21 protein-coding genes and 1 pseudogene are annotated in these 26323 nt (G+C 60.4%); 12 read left to right on the top strand and 10 right to left on the bottom strand.

The features are described from left to right. The first annotated feature begins 24 nt into the window (after window positions 1-24). Window positions 25-825, top strand: a complete 801-nt coding sequence (locus tag MTX19_RS34000; protein WP_280985679.1) for an NAD-dependent epimerase/dehydratase family protein — start codon at window positions 25-27, stop codon at window positions 823-825. Here the strand turns inward: MTX19_RS34000 and MTX19_RS33995 are convergent. From MTX19_RS33995 to MTX19_RS33985, 3 genes are read right to left on the bottom strand one after another with little or no spacing between them, the layout of a single operon-like run. Then, complete coding sequence (locus MTX19_RS33995) at window positions 765-1451, bottom strand: hypothetical protein (protein ID WP_280985678.1); 687 nt, start codon at window positions 1449-1451, stop codon at window positions 765-767. The genes MTX19_RS34000 and MTX19_RS33995 overlap by 61 nt on opposite strands. Continuing rightward, window positions 1448-2722 carry an AI-2E family transporter gene (locus tag MTX19_RS33990; RefSeq protein ID WP_280985677.1) on the bottom strand — a complete coding sequence of 425 codons (1275 nt, stop codon included), beginning with the start codon at window positions 2720-2722 and terminating at the stop codon, window positions 1448-1450. Before MTX19_RS33990 ends, MTX19_RS33995 begins: the two co-directional genes overlap by 4 nt. Then, window positions 2655-3806 (bottom strand): glycosyltransferase, encoded by a 1152-nt coding sequence (locus MTX19_RS33985; RefSeq protein ID WP_280985676.1) that lies wholly within the window; start codon window positions 3804-3806, stop codon window positions 2655-2657. Before MTX19_RS33985 ends, MTX19_RS33990 begins: the two co-directional genes overlap by 68 nt. A 1300-nt stretch (window positions 3807-5106) precedes the next feature. Here MTX19_RS33985 and MTX19_RS33980 point away from each other — a divergent pair. Then, entirely contained in the window at window positions 5107-6135 is a 1029-nt protein-coding gene (locus MTX19_RS33980; RefSeq protein WP_280981109.1) for a tellurite resistance/C4-dicarboxylate transporter family protein, read from the top strand. 626 nt (window positions 6136-6761) lie between these two features. On the opposite strand, the pseudogene MTX19_RS33975 reads toward MTX19_RS33980, so the two are convergent. From MTX19_RS33975 to MTX19_RS33965, 3 genes and pseudogenes are all read right to left on the bottom strand, one after another. Continuing rightward, window positions 6762-6839 (bottom strand): annotated as a pseudogene (locus MTX19_RS33975) (SOS response-associated peptidase); the annotation flags it as partial. A gap of 94 nt (window positions 6840-6933) precedes the next feature. Beyond that, window positions 6934-7473 (bottom strand): hypothetical protein, encoded by a 540-nt coding sequence (locus tag MTX19_RS33970; RefSeq protein WP_280981108.1) that lies wholly within the window; start codon window positions 7471-7473, stop codon window positions 6934-6936. Between the two features lie 465 nt (window positions 7474-7938). After that, the gene (locus tag MTX19_RS33965; protein WP_280981107.1) at window positions 7939-8190 is read right to left on the bottom strand and encodes a hypothetical protein; all 252 of its coding nucleotides are present in this window, start codon (window positions 8188-8190) and stop codon (window positions 7939-7941) included. Window positions 8191-8711: 521 nt separating this feature from the next. On the opposite strand from MTX19_RS33965, the gene MTX19_RS33960 reads away from it, so the two are divergent. Beyond that, entirely contained in the window at window positions 8712-8921 is a 210-nt protein-coding gene (locus MTX19_RS33960) for a PRC-barrel domain containing protein (RefSeq protein WP_280981106.1), read from the top strand. An 864-nt stretch (window positions 8922-9785) separates the two neighbouring features. Here the strand turns inward: MTX19_RS33960 and MTX19_RS33955 are convergent. The 3 genes from MTX19_RS33955 to MTX19_RS33945 all read right to left on the bottom strand — a co-directional run bounded on the left by MTX19_RS33955 (window position 9786) and on the right by MTX19_RS33945 (window position 12166). Then, window positions 9786-11396: a glycoside hydrolase family 28 protein gene (locus tag MTX19_RS33955; RefSeq protein ID WP_280981105.1), complete on the bottom strand. Its 1611-nt coding sequence runs from the start codon at window positions 11394-11396 to the stop codon at window positions 9786-9788. Between the two features lie 89 nt (window positions 11397-11485). After that, a complete protein-coding gene (locus MTX19_RS33950) occupies window positions 11486-11770 on the bottom strand; it encodes a GYD domain-containing protein (RefSeq protein WP_280973848.1) in 285 nt (94 codons plus the stop codon). 105 nt (window positions 11771-11875) lie between these two features. Next, window positions 11876-12166, bottom strand: a complete 291-nt coding sequence (locus MTX19_RS33945; protein ID WP_280973847.1) for a hypothetical protein — start codon at window positions 12164-12166, stop codon at window positions 11876-11878. Between the two features lie 370 nt (window positions 12167-12536). On the opposite strand from MTX19_RS33945, the gene MTX19_RS33940 reads away from it, so the two are divergent. From MTX19_RS33940 to MTX19_RS33915, 6 genes are all read left to right on the top strand, one after another. After that, window positions 12537-14009: an ABC transporter substrate-binding protein gene (locus tag MTX19_RS33940; protein WP_280981104.1), complete on the top strand. Its 1473-nt coding sequence runs from the start codon at window positions 12537-12539 to the stop codon at window positions 14007-14009. 14 nt (window positions 14010-14023) lie between these two features. Beyond that, the gene (locus MTX19_RS33935) at window positions 14024-15055 is read left to right on the top strand and encodes an ABC transporter ATP-binding protein (protein ID WP_280981103.1); all 1032 of its coding nucleotides are present in this window, start codon (window positions 14024-14026) and stop codon (window positions 15053-15055) included. 181 nt (window positions 15056-15236) lie between these two features. After that, window positions 15237-16103: a sugar ABC transporter permease gene (locus MTX19_RS33930; protein ID WP_280981102.1), complete on the top strand. Its 867-nt coding sequence runs from the start codon at window positions 15237-15239 to the stop codon at window positions 16101-16103. 6 nt (window positions 16104-16109) lie between these two features. Beyond that, window positions 16110-16961 carry a carbohydrate ABC transporter permease gene (locus tag MTX19_RS33925; protein WP_280981101.1) on the top strand — a complete coding sequence of 284 codons (852 nt, stop codon included), beginning with the start codon at window positions 16110-16112 and terminating at the stop codon, window positions 16959-16961. A gap of 795 nt (window positions 16962-17756) precedes the next feature. Further along, a complete protein-coding gene (locus MTX19_RS33920) occupies window positions 17757-18875 on the top strand; it encodes an IS110 family transposase (protein WP_280979077.1) in 1119 nt (372 codons plus the stop codon). Window positions 18876-19320: 445 nt separating this feature from the next. Further along, on the top strand, window positions 19321-20376 hold the full coding sequence (locus tag MTX19_RS33915) for an IS110 family transposase (protein WP_280979078.1): 1056 nt from the start codon (window positions 19321-19323) through the stop codon (window positions 20374-20376). 790 nt (window positions 20377-21166) lie between these two features. On the opposite strand, the gene MTX19_RS33910 is transcribed toward MTX19_RS33915, so the two are convergent. Continuing rightward, entirely contained in the window at window positions 21167-22333 is a 1167-nt protein-coding gene (locus tag MTX19_RS33910; RefSeq protein ID WP_280981099.1) for an SMP-30/gluconolactonase/LRE family protein, read from the bottom strand. Window positions 22334-23266: 933 nt separating this feature from the next. Here MTX19_RS33910 and MTX19_RS33905 point away from each other — a divergent pair. The 3 genes from MTX19_RS33905 to MTX19_RS33895 all read left to right on the top strand — a co-directional run bounded on the left by MTX19_RS33905 (window position 23267) and on the right by MTX19_RS33895 (window position 26251). Continuing rightward, window positions 23267-24988, top strand: a complete 1722-nt coding sequence (locus tag MTX19_RS33905; RefSeq protein WP_280985675.1) for a PQQ-binding-like beta-propeller repeat protein — start codon at window positions 23267-23269, stop codon at window positions 24986-24988. Window positions 24989-25081: 93 nt separating this feature from the next. Further along, the gene (locus MTX19_RS33900) at window positions 25082-25450 is read left to right on the top strand and encodes a cytochrome c (protein WP_280981097.1); all 369 of its coding nucleotides are present in this window, start codon (window positions 25082-25084) and stop codon (window positions 25448-25450) included. Window positions 25451-25489: 39 nt separating this feature from the next. After that, window positions 25490-26251, top strand: coding sequence for a transporter substrate-binding domain-containing protein (locus MTX19_RS33895; RefSeq protein WP_280981096.1), 762 nt, complete (start codon window positions 25490-25492; stop codon window positions 26249-26251). Window positions 26252-26323: the final 72 nt, after the last annotated feature.

Here is a 26323-nt window from a genome sequence, read left to right as displayed (position 1 = left end):
CTTCGCAGGATTCGGAGAACATTCATGAATACATCCGCAAACGTATTGCTCACCGGCGCCAGCGGCTTCGTTGGATCCGCCGTGCTCCGCGCGCTGCTGCGTGATGGTTTCCATGTCAGGGCCCTGATCCGACGAAACAGCCAATATCGGGATTTGAGTGTACGCGGCGTGGAATTTGTCGAGGTTGATTTGAGAGAGAACTCCTCGCTCCGACCGGCCTGTGCCGGGTGTCGATATTTGTTTCACGTGGCAGCCGACTACAGGCTCTCGCTATGGAATAGCGCCGAGATACTCGCTACCAATGTCACGGGCGATATCAGGCCAACTCCGACTGGAAAGATGGTCCTTGCCGCCGCAGCCGGGCGGATTCCGGCCTGTGTCGATACAGGATTGAATGTTGTGCACGTTGACGATGTCGCGAGTGGACATCTGGCGGCGCTTGAGCGAGGCAGGATCGGCGAGCGCTACATTCTCGGGGGCGAGAATGTCCCATTCTCCCGGCTGCTCGCCGAAATCGCGGCGTCGGTCGGACGGCGATCTCCATCGGTTCGCATTCCATGGTATGTTGCGGTGCCGGCCGCGTTGGCGGGCGAGTTGGGGGCATATCTGACGGGCAACGAGCCGCTTGCGACGTGGGCTGGCGTTCGCCTCGCACGGCATAAGATGTTCTTTACGTCTGAAAAGGCCGAACGGGAGCTCGGATATCGCGCACGGTCGCATGTGGTGGCCGTGAGCGATGCGATTTCGTGGTTCGGCAGCCACGGTTATTTGCGATCGTCTGCGGTGGGGCCGAAGCTCGGGAGCTTACGCTCGCCGCTCGGCTGATGTACGGATGCGGGTCCCTCGCGAACGCCGAAGCGCTTCAAGAGCTCGGCGCGGTGAAGATAGACCGGTACGCGGTCGCGCCGGAGGCGGTCGAGTCGAAACGCCGCCGGGTTGTGAGAGATCACGATCAGCGAGACCAGGATGTTTTCGCCCATCAGATGTAGTCTTTCTGCAATCGAGGAGCTTCGCGGGACGTCGAGTGCGCGGACAAAGCCATATCGTTCCGCAAAGTGCGCGACGAGCTGAGTTTGCTCGGTCGAGCCGAACATCATTTTCCCACCGACGGCCGTTATATCCTCGAGAGCGGGATTGCTTGCAACGAAGGTTGCAAGCTCTTCGAGGGATGTTTCGAAGTCACGACACATTCGTCGTGCCCAGCCGAGCGTTGGACCCTGGGCCGGAAATGGTGGGAGATGCTCATTCCAGAGATGGAGATTGATGAGGCGGCTGCCGGCGCAAAGGCACGTTCCATCCGCCAGAACGATGTCGCAGGTGACCGCCGCAAGTTGCAATCGAAAGACGCAGCGCGGGCAATTGCTGTACTCGAATATTCCCTGCCCGGCGCGAAGCGCGCTGTCGATGATCGAAACGAGGGGGCTCAAGATCATCATGCCGCCACCGCTCATCCGTTTAGTTCCACCCACGCGCTCGAGCAATACCCAGCAAACGACGGAGCGTCATTGTTGAACCGGGGTCGCGTCAGCTCAAGAAGACGATCTCGCTGCATGATCCGTCTCCCGATGTCCGTCTTTTCGTAATGGAAGTCCGCTCGCGGGCATAGAGAGCCGAGAGCGTTGCCTTGATGATCAGTGCGACTGGAACTGCGGTGATCACCCCGACTACGCCGAACAGTGTGCCTCCGGCCAGGAAGCAGAAAATGGACAACCGCGGGATGCACCCGGCCAGCCGCGCCAAGCACGACGGGCCCGAACAGCTGATCGATAGAAAGTCGCAGTGCAGTGAGATAGACTGCGTATCCGATGATCGCTCCAAGTCCTGGATTGTGCTGAATTGCCACGAGGCCGGCAAGCGCTGCCGCGATCGTCGGGCCAACGATCGGCACCGCCTCAAGGAGTCCGGTGATCAGGGCGAGGAACATAGCGTGCGGAACTCCGAGCAGGAGCCCCAATCCTGCGTAGGCGAACGCGGCGGCGAAACAAACGACCGCGACGACGCCGATGAAGGAACGCCTCAGCACCGGATCGACCTGCAACATAATATGGTCTTCGATCAACGGCCGTTCGCCTGGCGGGATGAGCCACAGTGGCCCCCGAACGATCGATGGACCGCTAACCATGAAGAAGAACAACAGAACCAGCGCTAGCAGGAAGCCGAACCCGGCTACAAAGGCGCTTCCCGCAATAACCGAAAGCACTCGCGCATTGTCGATCCAGTCGCGGACGGCCTGACCGACTGCGGCTGCGAGCTTGCGTGAATCCATTGGCTGGCCAAGCACATTGACCGTGTTGCCGTCGACCAGCGCTTCGGTGAGGTGATTGAGCATTCCCTGAAGGTCGGTGGCCGTGTGTGTCATCTCGCGAGCCTGGGGCGGAATTCCAAACCAGCCAATGACGGCACCAAATGCCAGAATAACTAGGAATGCGGCGATCGAAACAGGCAGGCGGGGCAGGTGAGCCCTGGCGCTTACCCAGCCAATCGCGGGCGCGCAGATGTGCTGACGACCGCGGCAAGGACCAAGGGTATCAGGGCCAGTTGCAATTCGTAGACTGCAAGTGCCGTCGCGCTGATAATGAAAAGGATCATTCCAGTCGAGATCCGGCTGACATGCTCGTGGTGAGCTTCCGGCCGCGTGCGGAGGGCTCGCTGATTCACGGATAGCTCCGGCCCTTCCAGATGATGTTGCTGCGCCAGTGACGACGAAGGCTCTCGAAGGCAAGACACCCCCCGACCGCGTATCCGAGTGGAAAGATCAGGCCATACCAGAACGGGGCACGAAAATATAATGCGCCGGCAATATGCAGGCCTGTCGCGGCTGCTGTTCCAGCGAGGGCTGGGACCAGCGCTACGCAATCCGCCGCATGTCCACTGGCGCAGCCAACGCCGTCGATGGTCGGAAGCAGGAGGCCAGCCGGCGGCAGCAGGAGCACGAGCAATGCAGTGACGAACGCAGCAGCGCGCCCGCCCAGCATTTCGACCGCATTCTTCGAAAAGCCCATCCAGAGGCTTTTCCAGCCCGTATACATTCGGGCGGCCAAGAGGAGCTTGCCGTCCTCCAACAGAACGCGGCCGCCGGCTTTCTTGATCAGCCGAGCCAATTCGAGATCTTCGCAAACGGCATCGTGGACGGCGGCGTGGCCTCCGACAAATTCGTAGGCGTGTCGCTGCACCAGCATGAATTGCCCGTTAGCAGTAACCTGGTTGCTGTGCGGCGACTGAACGGTTTCAAGATCCTGGCGGAACGCCATCAGGAACAACCCGCATGGTATGATGAGACGTTCAGAGAAGCTACCTAGCCGCTGACGTGGCGCCAGCGACAAGAGAGCCAACTGCTGCGAGCGAGCTGCCGTCACCGCGCTGCCGATCAGCTCCGGCCCGGCCTGGACATCCGCGTCCATGAAACAAACCCACTCATCATCGAGACGCGACATTCGTGCGCCGATCCAGCAGGCGTGCGGCTTTCCGCACCAGCGCGGCGGCAACGGCGGACACCTGATGATCTTGAGGCTCCGGGATCTGCCGGCAAAGGAACAGCCCACGGCGAACGTATCGTCCGTGGAATTGTCGTCGACGACGATAAGGTTGAGCCGATCTTGCCGGTAGTTCTGATGCAGCAAGCTGTGGAGACAGCGTGGAAGGTTATGGCCCTCGTTTCGGGCCGGAACGATAATCGATACGCTCGGTGGATCGCGAATGGGGATCGATACAGGGTACAGCACGGGCAGCAGACCGCGTTGGCCATGGGCGCGGAGAATCAACCAAAGCACGAGTATCATCCAACCGTAGGATAGGGCGAGTTCCATTGCTCACCGGCGGATATCCTCCGCGTCAATTGGGAGCAGACGAATAGGTTCCTGTTCGGCCTGTGCTCTCGCCCGGAAGGTCCGTGGGTTGTCCAAGGCCGTCGCACACATGGAGCTTTTTGACTGTAACGAAGGCGCAGCGAAGATGATACCGATCATGCCGAATATCTCGGTGACCGCGACGATGGTCAGAAGTAGGACAGCGGGCGGCAGGAATACCAACCTATGCTGGACCATCGGGACGATCAGATTGCCTTCGAGTTGATGGATGACGATGTACGCGACGATCGTTCAAAGTGCGGGATAGTGTCCGCTGGACACGGCGGCTGGCTGTACTGCCAGATAGACGCCTGCGGCAACGGCAAGGATCGTTGCCTCCAGTAGATGCGCGCTGACCGTTACGATGCTTCCGAGGAAACCGGTGAGAGAAAGGCCACCGCCTTTGAGATGGCCGCTCGCAAGAAAGCATCGAAACCACCAAGTTTGCGATAAGTTAAATCCAAAAGATCCCAGCATTTTGCCGCGCGGTAGACGGCCATCGGCGTGTGGTGGCCAAGCGCCTAGCGACGGCGATGCTCGTTTTAGTGATCTAACAGACATATTGTCCTTGGCCTCGCGTCCGCCAGTCTCCCTTCAGGGTAAGCGTGTAGGTACCGTCATCTGTTCGAAGTCGAGTACCGCACGGAAAGATATCTTCGTTGGGCGCTCACCGATGACGTGATATCACGATTCCGTCGTCTCCCTTCCTTTCAGCAGCGAGGAATCGGTTTACCGTTGGTCTCAGTAACGACGAGACGGGCGGTCACATAATGCGCAAACTCTCGAAGGCCGATTGAAGTCAGAGGATCTGCTTCTGCGCGTAGCGCTTTGGCGACAAGCAAAACTGACGACGAAATGTAGCGTGGAGGCACTCTCCGAAGAATAGCCGACGGATGCCCGATGCCCCCTCAGGAGATGAAGCAGTATGAGCTGCGAAAGTTGAACCGAAGCCAGAGCGACACCAACTCGCGCTTCCTTGACCTCTGTTCCCAATCTTTCGATCAGTGCGCTCGCCTGAGTCATACCGGTTCGCAGCCCGCGCGATTCCCGCGGTGGCTATAAGGGACGACAACCGACATCGTTGCGGCGCGCCAAGGGGGCGCATCGTCCTACTCCTGAAGTGTGCCTTCGAAGAGGAAGGTGAGACGCCGTCTCAATCGGGCCGCGCGGTTCCTGCATTTTTGCTTCAAGATACCTTGTTGTTTGTTGCCACGCGCAGCCGCCCTATATCTTGCGATAGATTGGGAGGCGTTCGACCTGGGTGACTGCGGTGGAACATCTATCGCCCGCCTATTTCGCGCTCGTCATGGCGACTGGAGTCGTTTCGATCGGGGCTTGGGATTTCGAGTTCCCAATCCTTGCGGCAGGATTGTTTGCGTTCAATCTCGCCGCCTATGTCGTTGTGGCCTGTCTGACCGCGGTCCGGATGATCCGGTATCCGCGACTATCTCTTGCCGACATGGCCGATCATCGACTTGGACCCGGCTTCTTCGCAGCGGTCGCCGGGTCTTGCATCCTTGGCGTTCAGTTTCTGCTCACGGTGGGTAGTCTGACGGCTGCGACCGCGTTCTTGGTGATTGGCACCGCGCTGTGGGTCGGCCTGACTTATACGATCTTCGCGGCCATCACGGTGAAGCGCGAGAAGCCTACATTGGAGAAAGGGTTGACCGGCGCTTGGCTGATCGCAGTCGTCGCTGCGCAGTCGATCGCCGTCCTGGCGGCTTCGATTGCCGGTGAGTGGTCGCAACCGCTTCGGCTGGAGCTGAATTTCTTTGCTCTGTCGATGTGGTTGTGGGGTGGAATGCTCTACATATGGATTATTTCACTCATCTTCTACCGCGAAACCTTCTTTGTCTTCTCCCCGGGCGATCTCACGCCTCCTTACTGGATCAATATGGGGGCGATGGCGATTTCGACCCTGGCCGGCGCAGGGCTGGTGCATAACGCGCCGGATGCACCGTTTCTCGCCTCGCTGCTGCCGTTCATCGAAGGCTTCACCATCTTTTACTGGGCTACGGGCACATGGTGGATTCCAATGTTGCTCGTGCTTGAGGTGTGGCAACACGTGATCCGGCGATTTCCGTTGCGCTATGATCCGCTCTATTGGGGAGCCGTATTCCCATTGGGAATGTACGCAGTCGCGACAAAGCACATGGCGGCGGCGCTCTCACTTCCGTTCCTCGCACCCTTGGCACCAGCGTTCTTCGTGGTGGCGCTGGCTGCCTGGACGGTGGTCTTCATTGGCCTAGCCTGGGAGCTCACGCGCAGGCTTGTACGCCCAGGCGAATAGTCTTCCGACATATCTCCGCAACCGGCGTCAGCCACGTAACGCCGGCGTGGCGCCTTGCTGGAGGCGCCGTGCCCTCTCTCGACGTGGATCACGTCAAGCAGTTCGATCAGGTCTACGTCGGTCAGATCAGACAGTCTCTTGTTTTGCCAGGCGACGAGCTGGGGCTTGTCGAAGCAACCCTTGACGTCCGCGCGGGTGCTGGCGGCCGGCGGTTTGACGCGCTTCCCGCTCATGCGCTTGATTTGCCGCGAGGCCTGAAATTCGCGGTCAAGGTCGGCCCAGGTCCATCCCTTGGTGCGAGGGCGTTGGCACGACCGCATCGCATAGTCGCGCTCCCCAGCTTTGTCGCGCGCCTGCTTCACGGTGAGAAACTGCTTATCGCCGGGCTCGCGTTTGGCGTTGCCGATCCGCCTCATCTGTCATTGGGCCCGGACGAACCAGCCGGCGCGTGGCCCGCGCTGGCGCAGGATCAGGTAGCGTTGCGAGGTGTCGTAGTAGTCGTAGAGCTCGTTCGAATCCTTGGCACGCGCCGCACGTGCCAGCGCCTCGGCCACGATGTCGCGGGTGATCTCAACCCGCGCGGACTTGTCGTCGTCCGGCCTGCGTGATTGTGACAGGGCCACCTCCGGCAGCAAGCATCGGTTCTCCGGCTTGAGCCACGCGCGCCAGTAGGTGTTGCGGATGTTGGTGACCGGCGGCCCGCCTGCACACCGAAATGAGACATAAACGCCACTTCGGGCGGTCGGCCAACGAAGCGACATTGCCGTATTTTCATGTAACCATTCCGCCTGCCGCGCGTTAACTTCGATGGGCTGAGACAGTGAGGAAGCCATGCGCAGGGCAATGCTGGCAATGATCGCGGCGTTTGCCTTCAGTTGTGCGCCGGTCGCGATTGCCGCGCCGCATGATAGCGGTCATTTCGGCGGTGGTGGTCCGCACTTCGGCGGTGGCGGCGCGCGCTTCGGCGGTGGTGGTCCGCACTTCGGCGGTGGCGGCGCGCGCTTCGGCGGCGGAGGTCCCCGCTTCGGCGGTGGCGGCGCGCACTTCGGCGGTGGCGGCGGTCCGCACTTCGGTGGCGGCGGTCCGCACTTCGGCGGCGGCGGTCCGCACTTCGGCGGTGGTGGTGCGCGCTTCGGCGGCGGTCCCAGCTTCGGCGGTGGCGGCGCTCATCAATTCAGGCGTCATTTCGCGGCACCGCGCGTCGCCCCTCATTTCGGGGCCGCCCGTCATTTCGGGGCCGTCCATCGTTTCGGCGCGGTTCATCGTTTCGCCGGCGGACCGCAATTTAGGCGCTTTGCCTTTAGCGGCGGTCGTTTCGCCCGCCATCGGTTCAGGCATGGAAGGTTTCATTATTTCTACCACGGATGGTGGTACGCGTACCCGTGGTGGATCGGAGGCTACGGCTACGGCGGTTACCGTTACTGGTCTCACGTGTGCGCTGCGCGATGGGGATGGCACACTTACAGATGGTACCGCTGCATGCGCTATCACGGCTTCTATTGAGGGAGGCAGCCGAGTTTAGTCGGTCGGCGCTCCCCTAATGTGCCCAATCCTAACGCCGCCGCCCGATCCTCCTTCTCCTCGCCGCGCATCACGATCTCGATCGCATCATCCGGCAAGCGCCTCGCCTCATCCACGCGGCGGGCGCTCGGCAAATTATCAATCCGTTGGGGCTCGGCAGTCCCGCGAGATACGAGATACCTGTGGTCGGGGTGGCGTAGGCGACTTGATCAGGATGCTAGGCGAGGCCGCTTGGCGACGCGGCTATGAGGACGGCCTCGCAGTGCTCGGCATGCGTCATCCCTAGCGCTCGGACCGGTGGGCCTGCGACCTCTCCGGCTCGATCAGGCCCCGCAGGATGGCTTCCGCGCGCATCGAGACAGCCGTGTAGTGCTGCGCGGCCTTGATGGACTTCCGCCGCTCCGGATCATTCTTTGCGATGTCAGGATCAGCGAGCAGGCGTTGCAGCCGTGCTCTGCGCCACGCTTGCACGCGACGAAGGCGCGGCAGGATCGCCGGCTCTATCCTATCGACGCGCACAACCTTGCTCGCCATTATCGCCTCTCGCCTTGGTTGTGAGCCTAGCGCAACTCGCCGCGCGGAGGGAAGAGGTTTCCGGTATCCTACGGAGTCGCCCAAAGAGTCGTGATCAACGTAGCCCGTTTCGAGGGGAACCGGCCGCAACCTTGCCCTCAGGAAAGCCCGTTGAACCGAGCATCACACGCCAAGGGCTTCGCTCTGATCGAAGCCTTCAATCGTCCGAAATGCGTATCTCATCCCCAAGGACCGAAGAGGGCGAGCAGCGCCGTTACGCTATAGATCGCTAAAATTGCTGGGATCATCCGAGTCGCTCCGTTGGCCGCTACAAAGCGCCAAAGGAGCGAAATGTTCCGGAGCGTCGCATGACTTTCGGCACCTTTCGCACCATCCGGTAATTGAATGACATTTTGCACGCCAGCGCGGAGCAAGCGCGGTCTTGGCCATTCCAGCCCCGGTCGGGACCGCGCCCTCCACGTGCGTTCACGGAGGACCAAGCAATGTCCTTGTTACGTAGGGCTCATCAACCCGAGGCTGCTTTGCAGTTCGTGAAACACCGCGCCACCGTCATCCTGCGCGAGTATGTGCAAGCGGAGGCTGAACTTGTCGGAAGGGCTGCGGTTCTAACCGATGGGACTGCGGGGACCGTCGAGGATGTGTTTCTGGACGAGTCTCATGGGCTGCGCATATCGATCAGAGGCCACATCGGGAAGTGGCCGATCTCGACAATCAAGATGCTTCAACCATAGGACCGCGCAAACGGGTTGAGACGATGACAACGGCTGCACTCGATTTTCCTCGGCGAGGTTGCCGTGGGTACCGCGAAGGGTACATTGCACTGAGGGCTTAACCGGATTGCAAATTGCGCGAGGCCATCTAACGGCGCGGCGCAAACATTGATAAGTTCCATCTTGTGCGCAACGCACCGGATGCAAAGGGTCGGCATCCGGTGCGTTGAAGGGCTATGTTCGCCCCTGTGGGGCGATCTCTCAAAAGGAAGGGCGAGAGATGAAGCGCCCATACGGTCCGTGAATGCCAGCGCCGCAAGCGCGCGAAAGCTTACAGGGTTATCTCGGTGCGGCCTTGATCGCGGGCTCGCCGTCGTAGCTGGCTTCGTTCCCATGCCGCATTGACCTCAAACACCGCGATGATAGCGGCCCATAGAGCAAACCCGCTACGCCCAACAATGTCGCTTCGGTCATTGGACAAAACCCATAATGTGGCCTCGCGAGCGAAGTGCGCGGCCCCTGATATCCGGGGCTGGCGGATGAACCATCAGGGACCGCGTTCCGCGCTGGCGTATCCATAAGCAGCGAGTGGGTGGAATTGTTCCGGTCGGCCAAGTTGTCACACCAGTGCCGCGCGTCCCGGCAGCCGGAGTCACCCCATGCGTTATTCGGGCCGGGCCGGGCTTGGATAGCAGATCGCCGGGAGGCCGCTGGACGGGCGTTTTTGAGTCATGCAGCCCGTATTCGGAACAGCGGTTCATGGGCGGGGTCGGTAGGCGGTAGCGCTCCCCCGCTACCAATCCTGTGATTTTGCACGCTAATCTACGATTTTCCACGCTCTGTTCGATTTCCCGTGCGGCACGGCCGAAGTAAGGAGCCTTCTGTTCAGAGCTGCATATGTGAGATCGGACCTTCGATCGACACGTCCTTCAGTCCGCGGTTGGCGAGGGTGCGGAAATCGGAAACGTCATTGAGCGACACGGCCGGACCGATCCCGCTGGGCAATTTGACGTGCAGGAGGTCAGCGCTGCTCACGTCACCGAGCCAAAACGATGGGCGCGCGTCGACGGTGGCGGCTCGAAGCTCGACATTGCTGAATTCGAGATTGCGCGCGTGACGTATGTAGAAGTGCTGCGCCGGCAGGGGGCCAAACAGAGCAGGCTCGGGATAGTCGTTCGGCCGCTCGACCGGTTGGCGCTCCGCCATCTCAGCCGTACCGCCACCCTTGTGCAGAAAGTAACAGCCGCTGATCTTGACGTCCTCGACCGCATGTCCCGGAACACCGCTGATGATCGATGGCATATCGTTTTGGGGCGCATTGCAGGTGACATTGCTAATCAGCACGCGCTTGAGCGTGCCAACTGGAATGCCAGTGGGGCCGCGCAGGCGTGATCCTAGACGCAAGAATAGCGGCGCGTTGCGGATGTCGCGCATGGTGACCCCTGTCACGGTGATGTCCTCCATGATTCCGCCATCGACTGTCTCGAGCGCAAGGCCGCGGCAGCTTTCAAAGACACAGTTTGCAATGGCAATGTTCCTAAATCCACCGTTCGATTCCGTGCCGAACTTGATGCGACCAGTGCGTTGCCAAACGTGGTTCTCGTAAGTGTCGGGAAAAGGCTTGAAGCTGCCGTCGATCAGCGAGCCGACCTGGTAGCCGCCCGTGACGTAGCAATTGGCTATCGTGACGTTCTCGGTCGGGCGCGCATAGCCGAGAGCAAACGAGCTCTTCGGGCAGATTGCGTCGTCCCACGGCGAGTTTACGCTACAGTTCGATATGCGCACGTTACGGCAGCAATCTATGTTGATTCCGTCGCGATTGGTGTCAATCTTCAGATTGTCGATCGTCAGATTATCGACGCCCGTCGCCAGAACGGCGAAGTGTCCGCAGGCCAGCATCGACAGATCGCGGAAAATGATGTTGTGACAGTTCTTCAAGGCTATCGCTTTGTTCCCCACGCCGGGGGCCTCGGCGATCGGCAGTTCGGGATCATCATGTCCGCGGGCAAGCCCACGCCCCCAGATCAAGCCGGACCCGAAGATTGCGACATCATGGATGTTTTCGCCCCACATCAGGCTGTTGTGCCAATGATTGTGTCCGAAGTCCTGGAACGCCTCCCAGGGCTCGTTCGATTCTGCTGGATCGTAGCCTGAAGTTGTTCCCTCGCGCGGGGTGTCCGCGGCGATGATCACGCAGCCCTGATCAAGGTAAAGCGCAACTGCGCTTTTCAGGCGAAGCGAGTAGCAGGCATAGCGACCGGCGGGAAAATAAACCGTGCCGCCCATGCTGCCCGCTGCCTCGATGGTCCGATTGATCGCCAGCGAATCGATGGCTTTGCCGTCGCCAACAGCACCGAAGCTACGCACGTCGAAAACTGTACCCGCACCGGAAGTCGAAGCCGCCGCTGCGCGTGCAGCACGCAGGGCCATCTCGCAGCCGACGGTCGCGGCGGCTTTGCCGGCCAGCGTGAGAAATTCTCTGCGGAGCCGATCCATGTCATGTGTGGTCGAGACGGGAGTCGGTGGCACGCCCGCCATGCCTGAACTGCGATGGCACTAACCAACCCTCCTGGCAACACCTGCGCTCAGCCCGCTGCTTCCTTGGTCGCAGTTTCGAAAGTCTTTGCGTTGAAGGCCGGCATACTCTGGATCCTCCCCAAACCCTGGGTGGAGTACCAGACGGAGAACGCGAGCATCGCTTCTGGATTCGGGGCATCGACGATGTCGACGAAATCGTAGTAGCCCTGCGTGTAGTGGATCGCCTCGATCTTGATACCCAGTTTGTCGAGCTTTGCTCTCGCTTTGCCGATCCGCTCCGATTGCTTGCCCGCCCACTCCGAGTTCAGATTTCCGAGCAGCACATATTTCATGGCCACCTCCACGTCATGTTGATCAATTTGCGCGAAGGACCCGGCAATATACGCCGTTTGACGAGCCGCGCCTATGCCGTTCCGTGTAATGGAACAACGGCCGAATCACGATTGAGAGAGGTAGCGTGGCAGCTCGCGCTCGAACTCCGAAAAGTAACGGGAGATTACCGTGATGTCGAAACGTCGCAAGATCGACTCCTTCGGCTCGCGATCAAGCAGAAATTGGAACGCCGCCTCGATGCAACGCTCCGGCGTGTACGAGCCCTTCGTCAGCCGTTCGCAAGTGGTTCTTGCCATCGTGACGCGATAGCGTGTCTCGCCGCTTCCCACGCCCACGCGGACGATGACCTCGAATTCGAGTGGATCGCCTTCGCTGGTTGGCCTGACCTCGATCACAGGCGGCCCCTATCGTTATCGCTGTCGGTTCATCTCGGCTCCCTATTGTGGCCGGAGCCACGGCATGGCGCAACCGGCAGCACCACTCGGGCGGGGCAGTCAAGCGACGAGCTTTGGAAGCTGTCAGTGCAACCTTGCGATATGCGTTACCATCATCGCAATCGCGAGGTGCAGCGCTTCCGCGCCAGATGCGGCGGCTTAGCCCTTTGTCGCAGAAACTCCTGCTGCCGATTCCCGTTAATTGATGGTCCATTGGGCGCAGGTGAGCGCCGGAGGGCGGTCGAACAAAACGTGTACAAAGGTGCTAAGAAGGAGCTAAGAATAAGAGTTCGATCCCGTCCAAGATGTTTCGGGCAAAGGGAGAGAAACCATGACCAAGCGGTGGAATAGCCCAGCGCTTCTAGCGGTGTCCGTTGCCGCTGCTGCGCTGTGTGTGCTCGGAGCGAGCGCAAACCTGTCCGCGGCGGGAACGCCGAATGAACCAACTTCCGGCGTCAAGCCGTCGCCTATACAATTCCCGGTAAAATACGGGGCGCTGACCTTTCCCGAAAAATTCCCGGCTGGCACGACGCTGTCGATCACGCAATGGAGCCATTTCGTTCCGCGCTACGACAAATGGTTCGACGCCTATGCTCAACAATGGGGAGCCGCACACAACGTCAACGTCACCGTGCAGCACATCAGTTACGCCGACCTGAACTCGACACTCGCGGCCGCGATTGCCGCCAACAAGGGGCCAACGCTGATGCAGATGAACGCGACGCCAGCCGCCTTCATCCAGGGTCTGCAGCCCCTGAATGATGTCAATGACGCCGCCAAGGCGGCGTATGGTAAGGGCGTCGCCCCGTGCACCCACCAGGCCTATCTCCCGGTCAAACAGGAATGGTACGCCTATTGCGTGGGCTGGGTCGTCGATCCCGGCGATTATCGCATCTCGCTGTGGAAGGATGCCGGCTATCCACAGGGACCGGTCACGTATGACGATCTCTTCAAGGGCGGCCAGAAAATCTACCAGAAGACGGGAATTCCGGTTGGCGTCGGCATGTCGCCTGAGATCGATTCGGAGTTCTATGCGCGTTCGCTGATCTGGTCGTTCGGCGGCACCGTGCAGGACGCTTGTGGCAACGTGACGCTCGATTCGCCGCACGTGCTCGATGCGGTGAAGTATCAGGCCAAGCTCTTCCACGCTGCCGAAACCCCGGAGGTGTTTTCCTGGAACGCGGCTTCGAACAATCAGGCGTTCGTGTCCGGTCGAGCCTCCTACATCCAGAACTCGATCTCCTTCTATCGGACGGCGCAGGAATCCAACCCGAAGAACGCGACCGACACAGGCTTCAGGCCGGGGCTGAAAGGTCCGACCGGCGACGTGCACCAAACCGCGCATGTCTGGTTCATCTACGTCCTTCCGAAATACGTGACTGACAAGAACCAGATTCTGGCGGCGAAGAAGTTCATGCTCGATCTCACTGCCAACTACAGCAGCGATACCTACTACAGCAAACTCTATGACTTCCCTGCCTATCCGTCGACGGTATCGCAGCTCGAGCAGAAGGGCGGCTGGATCGATCACGATCCGTGGGGCTCGGACCCACCCGACAAGCTTTCGGTGCTGAGAGGAGCGCTCGCCTGGACCGCATGGCTCGGCTATCCCGGCTACGCCAATCCAGCCACCAGTGAGGTCTACAACACGTTCCTGCTGTCGACGATGATGGCGCAGGCGGCGCGCGGCGAGAAAACGCCGGAGCAGGCCGTCAAGGATACCGCGGCCCAGATGCAGCAGATCGTCGAAAAATGGAAACGGCTTGGCTACGTCGGGTGCGGCCGCGAAGCCAGCAAGGACTAGCGAGGATCAGCGCCGTGGCCGTGTTGGAAGTCAGAGGGCTTACGAAACACTTCGGTGATTTCAAGGCCCTCAAGGGTATCGACCTGACGACGCGGGAGGGAGAGTTCCTTACCATCGTCGGTCCATCCGGCTGCGGCAAGACGACGTTGATGCGATCGATCGCGGGCCTTGAGAAGCCGACCGCCGGCGATGTCTTTCTCAACGGCCGGCCCATTACTCAGCTGCCCCCGCGGGCGCGAAACATCGCGATGGTCTTTCAGAGTTATGCGCTCTATCCGCACATGTCGGCGGCCGACAATATAGCCTTTCCCCTCAAGGCGCGCGGAGTGGCGAGGGCGGAGCAAGAGCGCCTGATTCGCTGGGCGGCGGGAATACTTGGCATAGAATCCTTGCTGCACCGCCGCCCGGCGCGACTTTCGGGCGGCGAAAAACAGAAGGTGGCGCTGGCGCGCGCAATCGTACGCAAACCCTCTCTCTTTATCTTCGACGAGCCGCTCAGTTCGCTCGACGCGCAGGTGCGGGCGCTGGCGCGCGCCGAGCTTCGCCAGCTGCACGACCGCACCGGTGTCACCACCGTCTACGTCACTCACGATCAGGTCGAGGCCGTTGGCCTTGGCGATCGTGTCGCGGTGATGCAGGCTGGCGCGCTACGCCAGATCGGCTCGCCCCAAGAGCTTTACGCGGAACCAGCAAACACGTTCGTCGCCGGGTTCATCGGTACGCCGCCGATGAACCTGCTGGAGCACGGCGCTGCAATCGTCGGCTTTCGCCCGGAGCACCTCACGCCGCGAGCGGCCGTGCCGGAATCCGAGGATGTTGCCACGTTCCAGGTGCATGTCGCACGGATCGAGTTTCTCGGCTCCGAATGGCTCGCTTACGGCAGCGCGGATGGCGAATTCAAGAACGCCAAGGTGCTGTGCAAGCTGCGGCAGGAAACGATCGGCAAAGTGAAGGTAGGCGAGGTGCAGGAATTCGTGGTGTCGCGCTCACTGCTACGGTTTTTCGACATTCAAACCGGCATACGCACGGCTACCGCGCCAATTTGAAGCGCAGTTTTGCGACGTGGAAGGGCGCTGCGTCGCGACGTGCCAAGCGGTCCGCAGGGAGGAAGTGACCGTGGGAAACAAGGAAGGCTTCAGCGGACGCGGAGCAGGCGGATACAGGAAGCCGCCGCAACGGGAGGCACGTATCGGAATAGCCGATCGTGACGGCGTTGTCGGCGCGATCATGCTGGCGCCCGCCGTTATCTATGTGATCGCACTTGTCGCGGTGCCGTTTTTCCTTGCCATTGCTTTGAGCCTCAGTGAGGCGACCGTCGGCAATCCCGCTATTCAACAGTTTGTGGGCCTCGATAATTTCATCAGCGTCGTCCACGACGCTGCGTTCATGTTCGCTTTGCGTAACAGCATCATCATCACCGTGGCGACACTGGCGCTTCTCACGATCCTGACGATCCTCCAGGTGGAGTTGCTCGCCCGCGACTTTCCCGGCAAGCGGCTTGCGCAAATCCTGCTCATCCTGCCCTGGGCCATGCCGGTCGCGCTTGCCGCCGTCGGCTGGCTCTGGCTCCTCGATTCGGAGTTTAGCCCGATCGACTGGATCCTTCGCGCGGTCGGCCTGCTCGGCCCTGGCACCGTGCTCGGTCCGGCCAACAATCTCTTCTATCTCGGGCGCGAATGGCTTGGTATTGGCGCGGTCGTGATCATCAATGTCTGGCGCACGCTGCCGCTGTCCACGATCATCGTGCTGGCGGGCCGCACAGCCATTCCGAACGAATTGTTCGAGCAGGCCGAGCTGGACGGTGCCGGCTATTTCCGTATCTTGTTTCAGATCACCTTGCCGGCGCTGGCGATCCTGCTCACAGTCGCCATCCTGTTCACGGTTCTCGTGATCTTCGGTGACATGACCGTGGTGGCGCTAACCACCAGGGGCGGACCCGGATATACGACCGAAATTCTCCCTTACTGGGCCTATCTTAAAGGCATCCAAGGTGGAGCGTTAAGCCAGGGCGCTGCAATCGCGCTGTTTCTGTTCCCGGTGCTGCTCGCCGTCTCCATCCTGGCCTTGCGCATGGCCTATCGCAGGCAGGAGTAGCAACCGATGCGCACGGGACAAACGCTTCGCATGGTCGGCTTCTACGCTGCGCTGCTATTGTCCTGCGCCTTCGCAATCTTTCCGGCGGCGTGGATGCTGATCACCGCCTTCAAGCGCAACGCCGATCTGTACGATCCGGCCAACAATCCGTTTCTGTTCAATCTTCCCCCGACGCTCAGCCACATCGGCTTCCTGTTCACCGAGACGAATTATCCGGTCTTTCTCTGGAATTCACTGTTCATCGGTGTCGTCGTCGTTGCCATCACGCTGGTGCTCGCGGTGCCTGCGGCCTACAGCCTGGCGCGACTGATGGGGCATTGGGGCGAGCATTCGAGCATTGCGATCTTTCTCGTTTATCTCATTCCCCCTACGCTGCTCTTCATCCCGCTTTACGAGGTCGTGACTTTGCTCGGCCTCGCCAACACGGTGTGGTCGTTGATTCTGGTCTATCCGACGATTACGGTTCCGTTCTGCACTTGGCTCCTGCTCAGCTTCTTCCGTTCGATTCCGCGCGAGATCGAGGAGGCGGCCTTGACCGACGGCTGGAGCCGCATCGGCGTCTTCTTCCGCGTGGCGCTGCCGCTGGCCGTCCCGGGCATCACGACCTGCATCGTCTTCGCTTTCGCGCTGTCGCTGAGCGACTACATCTATGCGGCCGTGTTCGTCAGTTCGACCGCGAGTCGCACCGTGAGCGCCGGGGTGCCGACCGAATTGATCCGCGGCGATATCTATTACTGGCAGGCACTGATGGCGGCGACAGCCATTGTCGGGCTTCCGCTCGCTGTCGTCTATGGCCTGTTGTTCGACTGGCTGGTCAAGGGCTTTCAGGTCGAACTGCCGCGTTCACCACGGGCGTAAGTGTTGTTCGACCAACGCGTGTATGAAACTAACTTGGAATTTCCCGTTCGACCAATTGCAAGAACCGGCTGTTGCGAGCCCGGGAGTTGAACCTACTCGGTAGAAACCTACTCGGTGGATTCGAGGCGTGGTTGGATCGCGCACAAAAACGCAATCGACAGGTTCCTCCCATGATCAATCGCTCAACCAGGATTCTTGCCGACGAGGCGAACGATTTCCTCCATTCGCCGTCGTTGCGCAGCGAGCGCGTCAGCGAATTCTTCTGGGGTGCTCGTGCGCAGGCTTTGCCCAGTGGCTGTGAGGCGCGTGGCGATGGTCGGATCAGCGGCTTACCGCCGCAGTGTCCTTGGCAAGACGGCCCGCTGACGGTGACCGGCGGCTCTATCTTATTGAGTTGCATACAATGCTATCCAAAGCGGTGGCGTAAGCAGCTTCCCCCGCGGGAGAAGAATGCAGCCTAGCATCAATTGCCGAGAGCAATTTGTCATATGCTCCCTGGGCGCGCACTCCTGTTGGCCGCACTTGAGGGCAGTAGGGTCGAATTGTGCGATGGACGGTCAATGCTCGTGCAACGATTTGCGGGAGGCGTCATGGAAAACCGTACAGCGAAGATTGCGACCATTTGCGGATGCATCGATCACAGTGGAACATTGATCTTCGAGTAGCGCGCCGGGCAGCCACGTGACGACCGCTAGACTGTATGTCCCCTCCACAAAATGAGGCGACTCACCTTCGATGTTGCGACGAGGGTTGCCTGGATGGACCGGGCAGAGCCTCAAACAAGGAGGGCGAGTCGTGGGTCATCATACCGAGGTCTTTGTCGGAATCGATACGTCAAAATCGCGCAATGCAATAGCCATTGCCGAAGGCGGCCGTGGCGGCGAGGTACGATATCTCGGGGAGTTTTCTGCCACGGAGGCAACGATCCGAAAGCTGGTGGCAAAGCTTGCAGCGAAATGCTGTCATCTGACATTTTGCTACGAAGCAGGGCCGACAGGATATGGCCTCTACAGACTGCTCAAGAGCCTCGGCCATGACTGCCTGGTGGTGGCTCCCTCGCTCGTTCCGAAGAAGGCCGGCGATCGAGTGAAGACGAACCGGCGCGATGCGGTAAGCCTCGCCAAGCTGTTGCGCGCGGGCGAGCTCACCGCGGTGTGGGTGCCGGACGAGCGCCATGAGGCTATGCGCGATCTCTCGCGCGCCCGTCAGGCAGTAAAGAAGGACCTCCAGGGCAAGCGTCAACAGATCTCGTCATTGATGCTGCGGCTGGGACGCATCTATCCGGGCAAGACAACGTGGGGACCAGCCCACATGAGATGGCTGATGTCGCAGAAGCTCGAGCATCGCGAGCAGCGCATCGCATTCGAAGAGTTACTTGAGGGGATACGCCAGGAAAGTGAGCGGATGGAGCGTTTGGAGGATGCCATCCGCGAGGTGGTGGCCGAGTGGTCGCTTGCCGAGGTTGTCGCGGCCCTGCAGGCGATGCGGGGGATTGATCTCATTGCGGCTGTGGGGGTGCTGGCCGAGATCGGTGATCTCTCCCGCTTTCAAAATCCGCGCGAGCTGATGGGCTATCTGGGTCTGGTGCCCACGGAAAACTCGACTGGTGACAAGGTCAAGCGAGGCGGCATCACCAAAGCCGGTAATGGGCGGGCGCGACGTATTCTTGTGGAGGCGGCCTGGAGCTATCGATATCCGCCGCGCGTGAGCCGAGACAAGCAGCCAAAGGTGGAGGCCGCACCGAGACGCGCGCGAGAGATTGCGTGGAAAGCGCAAACCAGATTGTGCGGACGCTTCCGCTCACTCGAGCGGAAGGGCAAGCGGCGAACCGTAATCGTCACGGCGATTGCCCGAGAGCTATCCGCCTTCATTTGGGCAATCAATCGCGAGCTCATGCCACCTCGACAGGCGTAACGTCGTTGGGGGCTGTGGACCGCTCGAGTCGTGAGGTGCGCTCGACCGGCCCACAGCCCCCTTTTGTTGCAATCAGGATCAGGGGTAGTCGCAGACATCAATCGTGCAGAGGTGAAGGTGGGACCACGGCAGGGGAAATCCTGAAACCCATTATGTGGCCGATCATCCGATCGACGCCCGACGCTAGACCAGGACAGCCCCAGACGAAAAAACGGAAATGCGGTATCCAACCCGCGCATCAGAGCCTGTTCACCGACGTCTTTGGGTCCCGCCTTCTCCTCTGCACGATCCATCGGCGCAAGAACTTCACGATGAGTCCTCGTGGAGATGAGAAAACCGTGCGCTGTGTGCTTGACTGGGGACATCAGAATGGAATGGTCCGGCCGTGCTCCGGCCCCGCCAGTGCGAGAAGCTGGCAAGGGGCGCTCAGGTCAAGGAGCACGCCATGTCTCGGAACCTCAACACAGCGGTCGCCGTGATCGGCATCGATATCGGCAAGAACTCGTTCCACCTCGTAGGTCATGATCACCGCGGTGCCATCGTGCTGCGGCAGAAGTGGTCACGCAGCCAGGTGGAAAGACGGCTCGCCAACTTCCCGCCCTGCTTGATCGGGATGGAGGCTTGCGTCGGCGCGCATCACCTCAGTCGCAAGCTCCAAATGCTCGGCCACGACGCTCGCTTGATGCCGGCGAAAGACGTGCGCCCGTATTCGAAAGGACAGAAGAATGACTTCCGAGATGCGGAAGCCATCGCCGAGGCTGTCCAACGCCCGACCATGAAATTCGTCGCAACCAAGACAGCCGATCAGCTCGACCTTCAGGCGCTGCACCGCGTCCGCGATCGATTGGTCAGTCAGCGTACCGGCGTCATCAATCAGATCCGTGCGTTTCTGCTGGAGCGGGGCATCGCCGTACGCCAAGGCCTGCATTCCCTGCGATCCGAGTTGCCGGGTATCCTCGCGACGCGCACCGATGTGCTCTCGCCTCGCATGTTACGCATCATCGAGGATCTGGCGGGCGACTGGCGCCGGCTGGATGCGCGTATCGAGGGGCTGTCTAGCGAGATCGAAACGCTGGCTCGTCAAGATAAGGCTTGCGAGCGACTGATGACAGTGCCCGGCATTGGACCGCTTATCTCGAGTGCAATGGTCGCCGCGATTGGCAGTGGAGACGTGTTCTCGAAAGGCCGCGACTTCGGCGCCTGGCTTGGACTGGTGCCGAAGCAGATATCGACCGGCGACCGCACGATCCTCGGCAAGATATCAAGGCGCGGCAATCGCTACCTACGCGCGCTGTTCGTCCAAGCCGCATGGGTGGTGCTGGTCAGGGTGAAGTGCTGGGAGCGCTACGGCCTCAAATCTTGGATCGAAGCTGCCAAGAAGCGATTGCATCACAACGTGCTGGCGATTGCGCTCGCCAACAAGCTCGCCCGGATCGCCTGGGCGGTTCTCAACAAAGGACGTGCCTTCGAGTGCGTCAAGGCTGAGGAGACGGCGTCCTGACCTGGCCGATCCTCGCGCCGTGCTCGGGGCCGTCAAGGCGCAGCCTGGCAGCGTAGAGCAAGACGTCAGGACAGCACGACGGCCGGCCTTGACGGCCCCTTGCGCGCGGCGCGTCTGCGCGCGCAGGCCGGGACGAAGGAACGACCGCCAGGCACGAACAAAGGAACAGCGCGAAGTGAGGAGCTATCGAGATGATGTAACCAACATCCCTTACCCGCCGAGGTCTGCGAGAGGATGCGACGACGATGGAAGATCGGTCTTCCCGGCGCATGCGAACACTGGTGACCCGAATGGCCCGTTCGAGGCCTGTCCGCTAATCAGCTCGAATGCGTGCTGATATCCATGATGGCCCGGAGCACAGCACGCTCCAATCAGAGGCCGGATACATTGATGCAAGACCGCATCTGACAGGTTGCCGAAACCTCTTGCAACGCGCGGCCGGACCATACATTCGGGTCAAGAGCGCCGCTTTGGCCATGCGGGTCTTCCCCGTTGGCCGACGTCGAGGCAAGTGTCGGTCACGGTCGGAAAGATTGGGAACAGCGAGTCACGAATGTGTGGGCTATAGAGGTGTATGGGGGTGGAACAGCGCGCGAATTTTCTGGCCCGCTCGGCGGTTCAGGGCGCGAGGACAAGGTCGTCAACCTCGTCCTCACGCTATCGCCTACAATCTCGTCCTCGCCTGGCTGACGCTTCCACGTTCAGGCCGGCTCTTCGTCGGCTCGCCAGCGCTCAAATGGGTTTTCTTGACGGACGACTCCTAGGATTTGGCTGCCGATATTTGCCGGCCTCACGGCTTCAACGCGCCCACCGCACTCGTGTAGACCGCATAGAGCGACGTCGAGCCGCAGATGTAGAGCCGATTTCGCTGCTGACCGCCGAAGCACAGATTGGCGACGGTCTCAGGTATGTGGATCTTGCCGAGCAGATCGCCGCCCGGCGTGTAGCAGCGCACCCCGTCCTCGTTCGGATCCCCCCAGCCTGACGAGCACCAGACGTTGCCGGCGGTATCAAGGCGCATGCCATCCGTAATGCCAGGCTTGGGTATCTCCACAACGACTTTGCCGTTCGACACCTTTCCGGTGGCAACGTCTACGTCGAACACGCGAATATGGCACGGGTTGCTCGGACTATCCGTGAATCCGGTATCGATCACATAGAGCTTCTTCTCGTCGGGTGACAATGCAATGCCATTGGGCTCGACGAAGTCATCCACCACGACCTTGATGTCGCCGGACTTCGGGTCGACACGGAAGACATTATGCTTCGCTTGCTCTGGCTCGGCCTTGATGCCCTCGTAATAGCCGCCGATCCCGTACACCGGATCGGTGAACCAGATTGAACCGTCGGATGCGACAGCCGCGTCGTTCGGCGAGTTCAGCTTCTTGCCGTTGTATTTGTCGGCGATGATCGTGATCGAGCCGTCGAGCTCGGTCCGGGTCACGCGGCGCCCGCTATGTTCGCACGTGATCAAGCGTCCTTCCCGATCGATGGTGTTGCCGTTCGAGTTCATCGAGGGCTGGCGGTAGACGCTCAAGTGCCCGTCGTCCTCGCAGAATCGCATGATGCGGTTGTTGGGAATATCGCTGAACAGCACGTAGCGGCCGGCCGCGAAATAGACGGGCCCCTCAGCCCAGCGCATTCCGGTTGCAACGCGCTCGACCGCTGTAGTACCGGCAAAGCCTGGGAAACCGGCGGCGCCGAACGAGACCTGCGGCTTTTTGGCATTCTCGACGTGGGGATCGGGATAGCGGCTTCCGGGCAATGGCCCCAACGGCAGCCGACCGGTCAGCCTGGTCGGCGCGCCAGTCTCTCCGAGCGGCGCCGCCATCTCAGCGGCGGAAGCTTTGGTTGCCGCGGTCGCAGCGAGCGCGGCCGCCGCGCCCTTCAGCAAGGTGCGGCGCGCGAGGCCGCCAGCCTTGTTGTCATGGTCACGAAACGTAAGTGGAGTTGTCATGATTTCCTCCGCATGTTTGTGGTGGAAGGGAGATGATCTGACTGCAATCCGGCATAAGGCCGGCGAGTTCGATGGAGCAACTTCAGGTAGACCGCCTTTCATTCGCTTCGCTAGAATCCTCGCTGCCGCTGCCAAGCCGGCGTCAGCCCGAAAGGATCGCCTTAAGCGATATCCCGCGTCGATCAGTTCGTTGAAGTACGCACGACGCGCCGGACGCCACACTGATCGCCGACGCGACTGACATTCTATCGGAAAAAATCGAGAGCTGTTCAGCTGCCATCCACACGTCTCGATGCGAACGCGATAGCTAGAGCGTGTCCCATGCCGACAGAGCGAACGCGCTCTGCAAATCGCTCAGCGCATGCGTTTTCGGTGATGCGTATGGGCATCTTAGTGCATTTTGCGCAACACCGGTATCCTCCTTCCGGCATAGTTGCGGTCGTTCATTGACCTCGCTCAGAGCTCGCACGAGCATCAGTCTGGCAGGAACGCCGCTACCAGCGAATCCTCACCAACGCAATTATTTGATCTATGGGAAGGCCGCCCCAGGACGTCGCTCTATTCGAAGCGTCGTACGTCGGTGCCGCGTCGTAAAAAGGCAGTGGCTTCGGGAAGAGCGCGACCTTGCGTATGCTCGCACTGTTGCTCCAGCGTCTGGCACATCAAGATTTTCCGGTGAATGCCATTTGGCTTGTTCGGTCAGACGGTCAGCAATGCTGACAGTCTGACAGTCATACCTCATCGACTTCACGATTGGCAGTGGATTCAATCCATCGTACGCTATCGGAGCGACGCGGTGGGCACCAGCAGCTGCGAAAGTAGTGAAACGGTCGTGCTGGCGCGTGTGTGATCGTGAGGAGCCGATACGCCTACTCGACCGTGGGCGCCGCTCGCGTCCAGCATCCAACATAATGGAAAAGCGGAGGAGTTCCCATGAAAAGGCAATGGGGGTATTACTCTTTACCTGTCGTCGTGGCCATAAGCGCGACGCTTGCTGCACGACCAGCGTCAGCTCAATCGGTCGATACCGCTCGAATCGAAGCTGGCGGTCAGAACGACTGGCTGACTTATCACGGCTCCTACAAATCCTATCACTACAGTCCGCTTTCCCAGATCAACTCCAGCAATGTCGGCAACTTGAGCGTCGCCTGGATCCATATTCCGGGACGATCCACCCGCGGGTTACAGTCAATGCCGCTGGTGGCCGACGGCGTGCTCTACTACACGGGCTCCTATAGTCGTGTCTTTGCACTGAATGGCGCCACCGGCGAGGTGATCTGGTCCTATTTCCCGGAACTGGACGAAGCGTTGATCGCTCGGCAGACCCACTCCCCCTACAATCGTGGCGTCGCGATCGGTGAAGGCAAGGTCTATGTCGGCACGGTAGATGGTCGTCTCATCGCGCTGAACATGAAGACCGGAAAGGTCGAGTGGGAGAACAAATTGCTCGACTCCGAGAAGCTGACCGTCGGCTTCACCGGTGCGCCGCTTTATGCCAAAGGCACGGTGATCATCGGCGCGCAGGGTGGCGAATGGCCGGGCCGCGGCCCGATCTTTGCTGTCGACGCCGCCACCGGCAAAAAGAAATGGGAGTTTCTGACGGTTGCTGGCACCGACGAAGCCATGAAGACATGGGGAAATGAGTCCTGGCGCACCGGCGGGGGTGGCGGCTGGATGCCGGGCACCTACGATTCCGAGACCAACACCGTCTGGTGGGGCACCGCCAACCCGGCGCCGCTCTACGACTGGTCGGGCAACGATTACAAGACGCAGGGTGCTCGCCCGGGCGACAACCTTTATACGAGCTCGGTGATCGGTCTCGATATCGATACTGGCAAGCTGAAATTCTATCATCAGGAGCTGCCGCACGATGCTTGGGACTTCGATAGCGCCGTCGGAGAGTTCGTGATGCTCGAACGCGACGGCCAGAAGCTCGTCGTGCACCCCAACAAGAGCGGCTACGTCTTTGTCTATGACCGCAACGCCGGCCTGAAGAACGTCTGGCGGCTCGTCGAGAACAGTAATTTCGTCAAGAACATCGATCCCAAGACCGGCGAACTGATTGGCCGCCGCGACTTCACGGCGGGGAAAGTCGACCCGCCGCTGTGCCCATACATTGGTGGCGGCTTCAGCTGGAACTCAGGCTCCTACAATCCCAAGACGGGCCTCTACTACAAGCTTGGCCAGGAATGGTGCATGAACCTCACGGTCATGAAGACGACGCCGGTGACCGTCCCACAGGCCCAGCTGAACATCGGCGCCGACTTCAAGTTGGCGCCTACTCCTAGCGGCGACATTTATGGCCACCTGGATGCGCGCGATCCTGTGACGGGGGCTAAGAAGTGGGAAGTTCGCTACCCCGAGCCGCCGCTCGGCAGCGTCCTGTCGACCGCGGGAAATCTCGTGTTCGTGCCTGACTCGCGCGGTATCCTTCATGCCTACGATGCCGAGACAGGAACCGAGCTGTGGAACCACTCCGACGGCACGGGTCATCAGGGCGGAATCATCAGCTACGACGTAGGCGGCAAGCAATATATCGCCGTCACCGCGGGCTTCGGCGGCATGCTGTCGGATGACTACGCACCGACCTTCGGCGGCGTTTACAAGAGCATGCCGCGCGACGACGGCGCCCTGATCGTCTACAGCCTGAGATAGGCTAGTGGCACGATTTGTCAGGGAGCGGGCGCAAGCTCGCTCCCAGTGCGTTGAAGCGGGAGGAGCGACTTCACGACAACGGAGCCGGACGTCATGAATTTGAAGTGGCAAATCGTGGCGCTGTTGCCGGTGATGGCGTTGGCCTATTTGGCAGACGCGATGCCGGCTCTGGCGCAGCAACAGCCCCAAGCGCAGCAGCCTGGCGGCGCTGCCGGGGGAAATGAGAATGTCAATGGCGAAGTGTTGTTCGCATCGACCTGCGGCTTTTGTCACTCCGACGGAGGCCGCCAGGCCGGCAAGGGGCCGCAGCTCATGAACGACTCCCACGACGACGACTTTCTTCGCAACCGTATCAAGAACGGCAAGGCGGGCGCGATGCCTGCGTTCGGAGCAACCTTCAGCGATGCGCAAATCGATGAGATCATCAAGTACATCCGGGGTCTCAAGCCTCACGAGGGTTGAAGCCGGCCGAGATCCGAGCCATCCGCACTGGAACACGTAATGAAGACAGTTCTCTTAGTGTGCATCATTGTCGAACTGACGACTCCAGTGCACGCACGATCCCTCGACGCCATCCGATCGGCCGGGGTGATCGGCCTGTGTGCGCATCCCAACTCGCTTCCGTTCGCGAGCAAGGCCGGTGATCCTCCCGGGTTTCAGATCGAACTGGGGCAAGCCTTGGCCCGCGAGCTCGGCGTCTCGCTGCGGCCCGACTGGACTATTACGCAATATCAGATGCGCAGTGCGGGCTGCGACATTGTTCTGGATGTCATTGCCGATCCCGAAGCTCAAGGCGAAACCCATTTGAGAATTTCAAAACCCTATTATCACACGGGTGTCGCGCTTGCGGTGCCCGCGTCGAGCAAGCTCACCTCGTTCAAGAGTCTCGACGAGCACTCCAAGGTCGGGGTTCAGGTCGGATCGGTCGCCGCCATGATGATCGGTCAGCGGCATGTGCCGACATCGACCTTCGGGTTTGAAGCCGACAGTCTCGAGGCTCTGGCCAACCATGAAATCGATGCCGCGGCGGTCACGCCGACGGTGGCTGGCTACTACAATCTGACGCACCCCGAAAAGGCCGTTCGCATCCTGGGCCTCGACGAGAGCGAGCCGAGCCTTAGCTGGAATGTCGCGGTTGGCATGGTCCGCCCGGATGACAGCCTGCGCGAGGCAATTGATCACGCGTTGGAGCGGCTGCGTGCTGACGGTACAATTGACAAAATCTACAGCCATTATGGCGTGACACTGCAAAAGCCGAGATAGCCTCGCGAGTGTCAGATGTCTCTGCAGAGTGCAGCAATAGGCGGAAGCGGTTAAACGGGAAAACTCGCTCTC

Source organism: Bradyrhizobium sp. ISRA464, assembly GCF_029910095.1.
Lineage (GTDB): Bacteria > Pseudomonadota > Alphaproteobacteria > Rhizobiales > Xanthobacteraceae > Bradyrhizobium.
This window is presented reverse-complemented; position numbering and strand designations above follow the sequence as displayed.

Bases quoted from the DNA above. Each gene is read 5' to 3' on its own strand.
- MTX19_RS33985 (WP_280985676.1), bottom strand. From the start codon at position 3,806: ATGGAACTCGCCCTATCCTACGGTTGGATGATACTCGTGCTTTGGTTG.
- MTX19_RS33910 (WP_280981099.1), bottom strand. From the start codon at position 22,333: ATGACAACTCCACTTACGTTTCGTGACCATGACAACAAGGCTGGCGGC.
- MTX19_RS33965 (WP_280981107.1), bottom strand. From the start codon at position 8,190: ATGGCGAGCAAGGTTGTGCGCGTCGATAGGATAGAGCCGGCGATCCTG.
- MTX19_RS33995 (WP_280985678.1), bottom strand. From the start codon at position 1,451: ATGAGCGGTGGCGGCATGATGATCTTGAGCCCCCTCGTTTCGATCATC.
- MTX19_RS33895 (WP_280981096.1), top strand. From the start codon at position 25,490: ATGAAGACAGTTCTCTTAGTGTGCATCATTGTCGAACTGACGACTCCA.
- MTX19_RS33940 (WP_280981104.1), top strand. From the start codon at position 12,537: ATGACCAAGCGGTGGAATAGCCCAGCGCTTCTAGCGGTGTCCGTTGCC.
- MTX19_RS33950 (WP_280973848.1), bottom strand. From the start codon at position 11,770: ATGAAATATGTGCTGCTCGGAAATCTGAACTCGGAGTGGGCGGGCAAG.
- MTX19_RS33925 (WP_280981101.1), top strand. From the start codon at position 16,110: ATGCGCACGGGACAAACGCTTCGCATGGTCGGCTTCTACGCTGCGCTG.
- MTX19_RS33905 (WP_280985675.1), top strand. From the start codon at position 23,267: ATGAAAAGGCAATGGGGGTATTACTCTTTACCTGTCGTCGTGGCCATA.
- MTX19_RS34000 (WP_280985679.1), top strand. From the start codon at position 25: ATGAATACATCCGCAAACGTATTGCTCACCGGCGCCAGCGGCTTCGTT.
- MTX19_RS33900 (WP_280981097.1), top strand. From the start codon at position 25,082: ATGAATTTGAAGTGGCAAATCGTGGCGCTGTTGCCGGTGATGGCGTTG.
- MTX19_RS33955 (WP_280981105.1), bottom strand. From the start codon at position 11,396: ATGGATCGGCTCCGCAGAGAATTTCTCACGCTGGCCGGCAAAGCCGCC.
- MTX19_RS33915 (WP_280979078.1), top strand. From the start codon at position 19,321: ATGTCTCGGAACCTCAACACAGCGGTCGCCGTGATCGGCATCGATATC.
- MTX19_RS33930 (WP_280981102.1), top strand. From the start codon at position 15,237: ATGCTGGCGCCCGCCGTTATCTATGTGATCGCACTTGTCGCGGTGCCG.
- MTX19_RS33970 (WP_280981108.1), bottom strand. From the start codon at position 7,473: ATGCCTGAACCGATGGCGGGCGAAACGACCGCCGCTAAAGGCAAAGCG.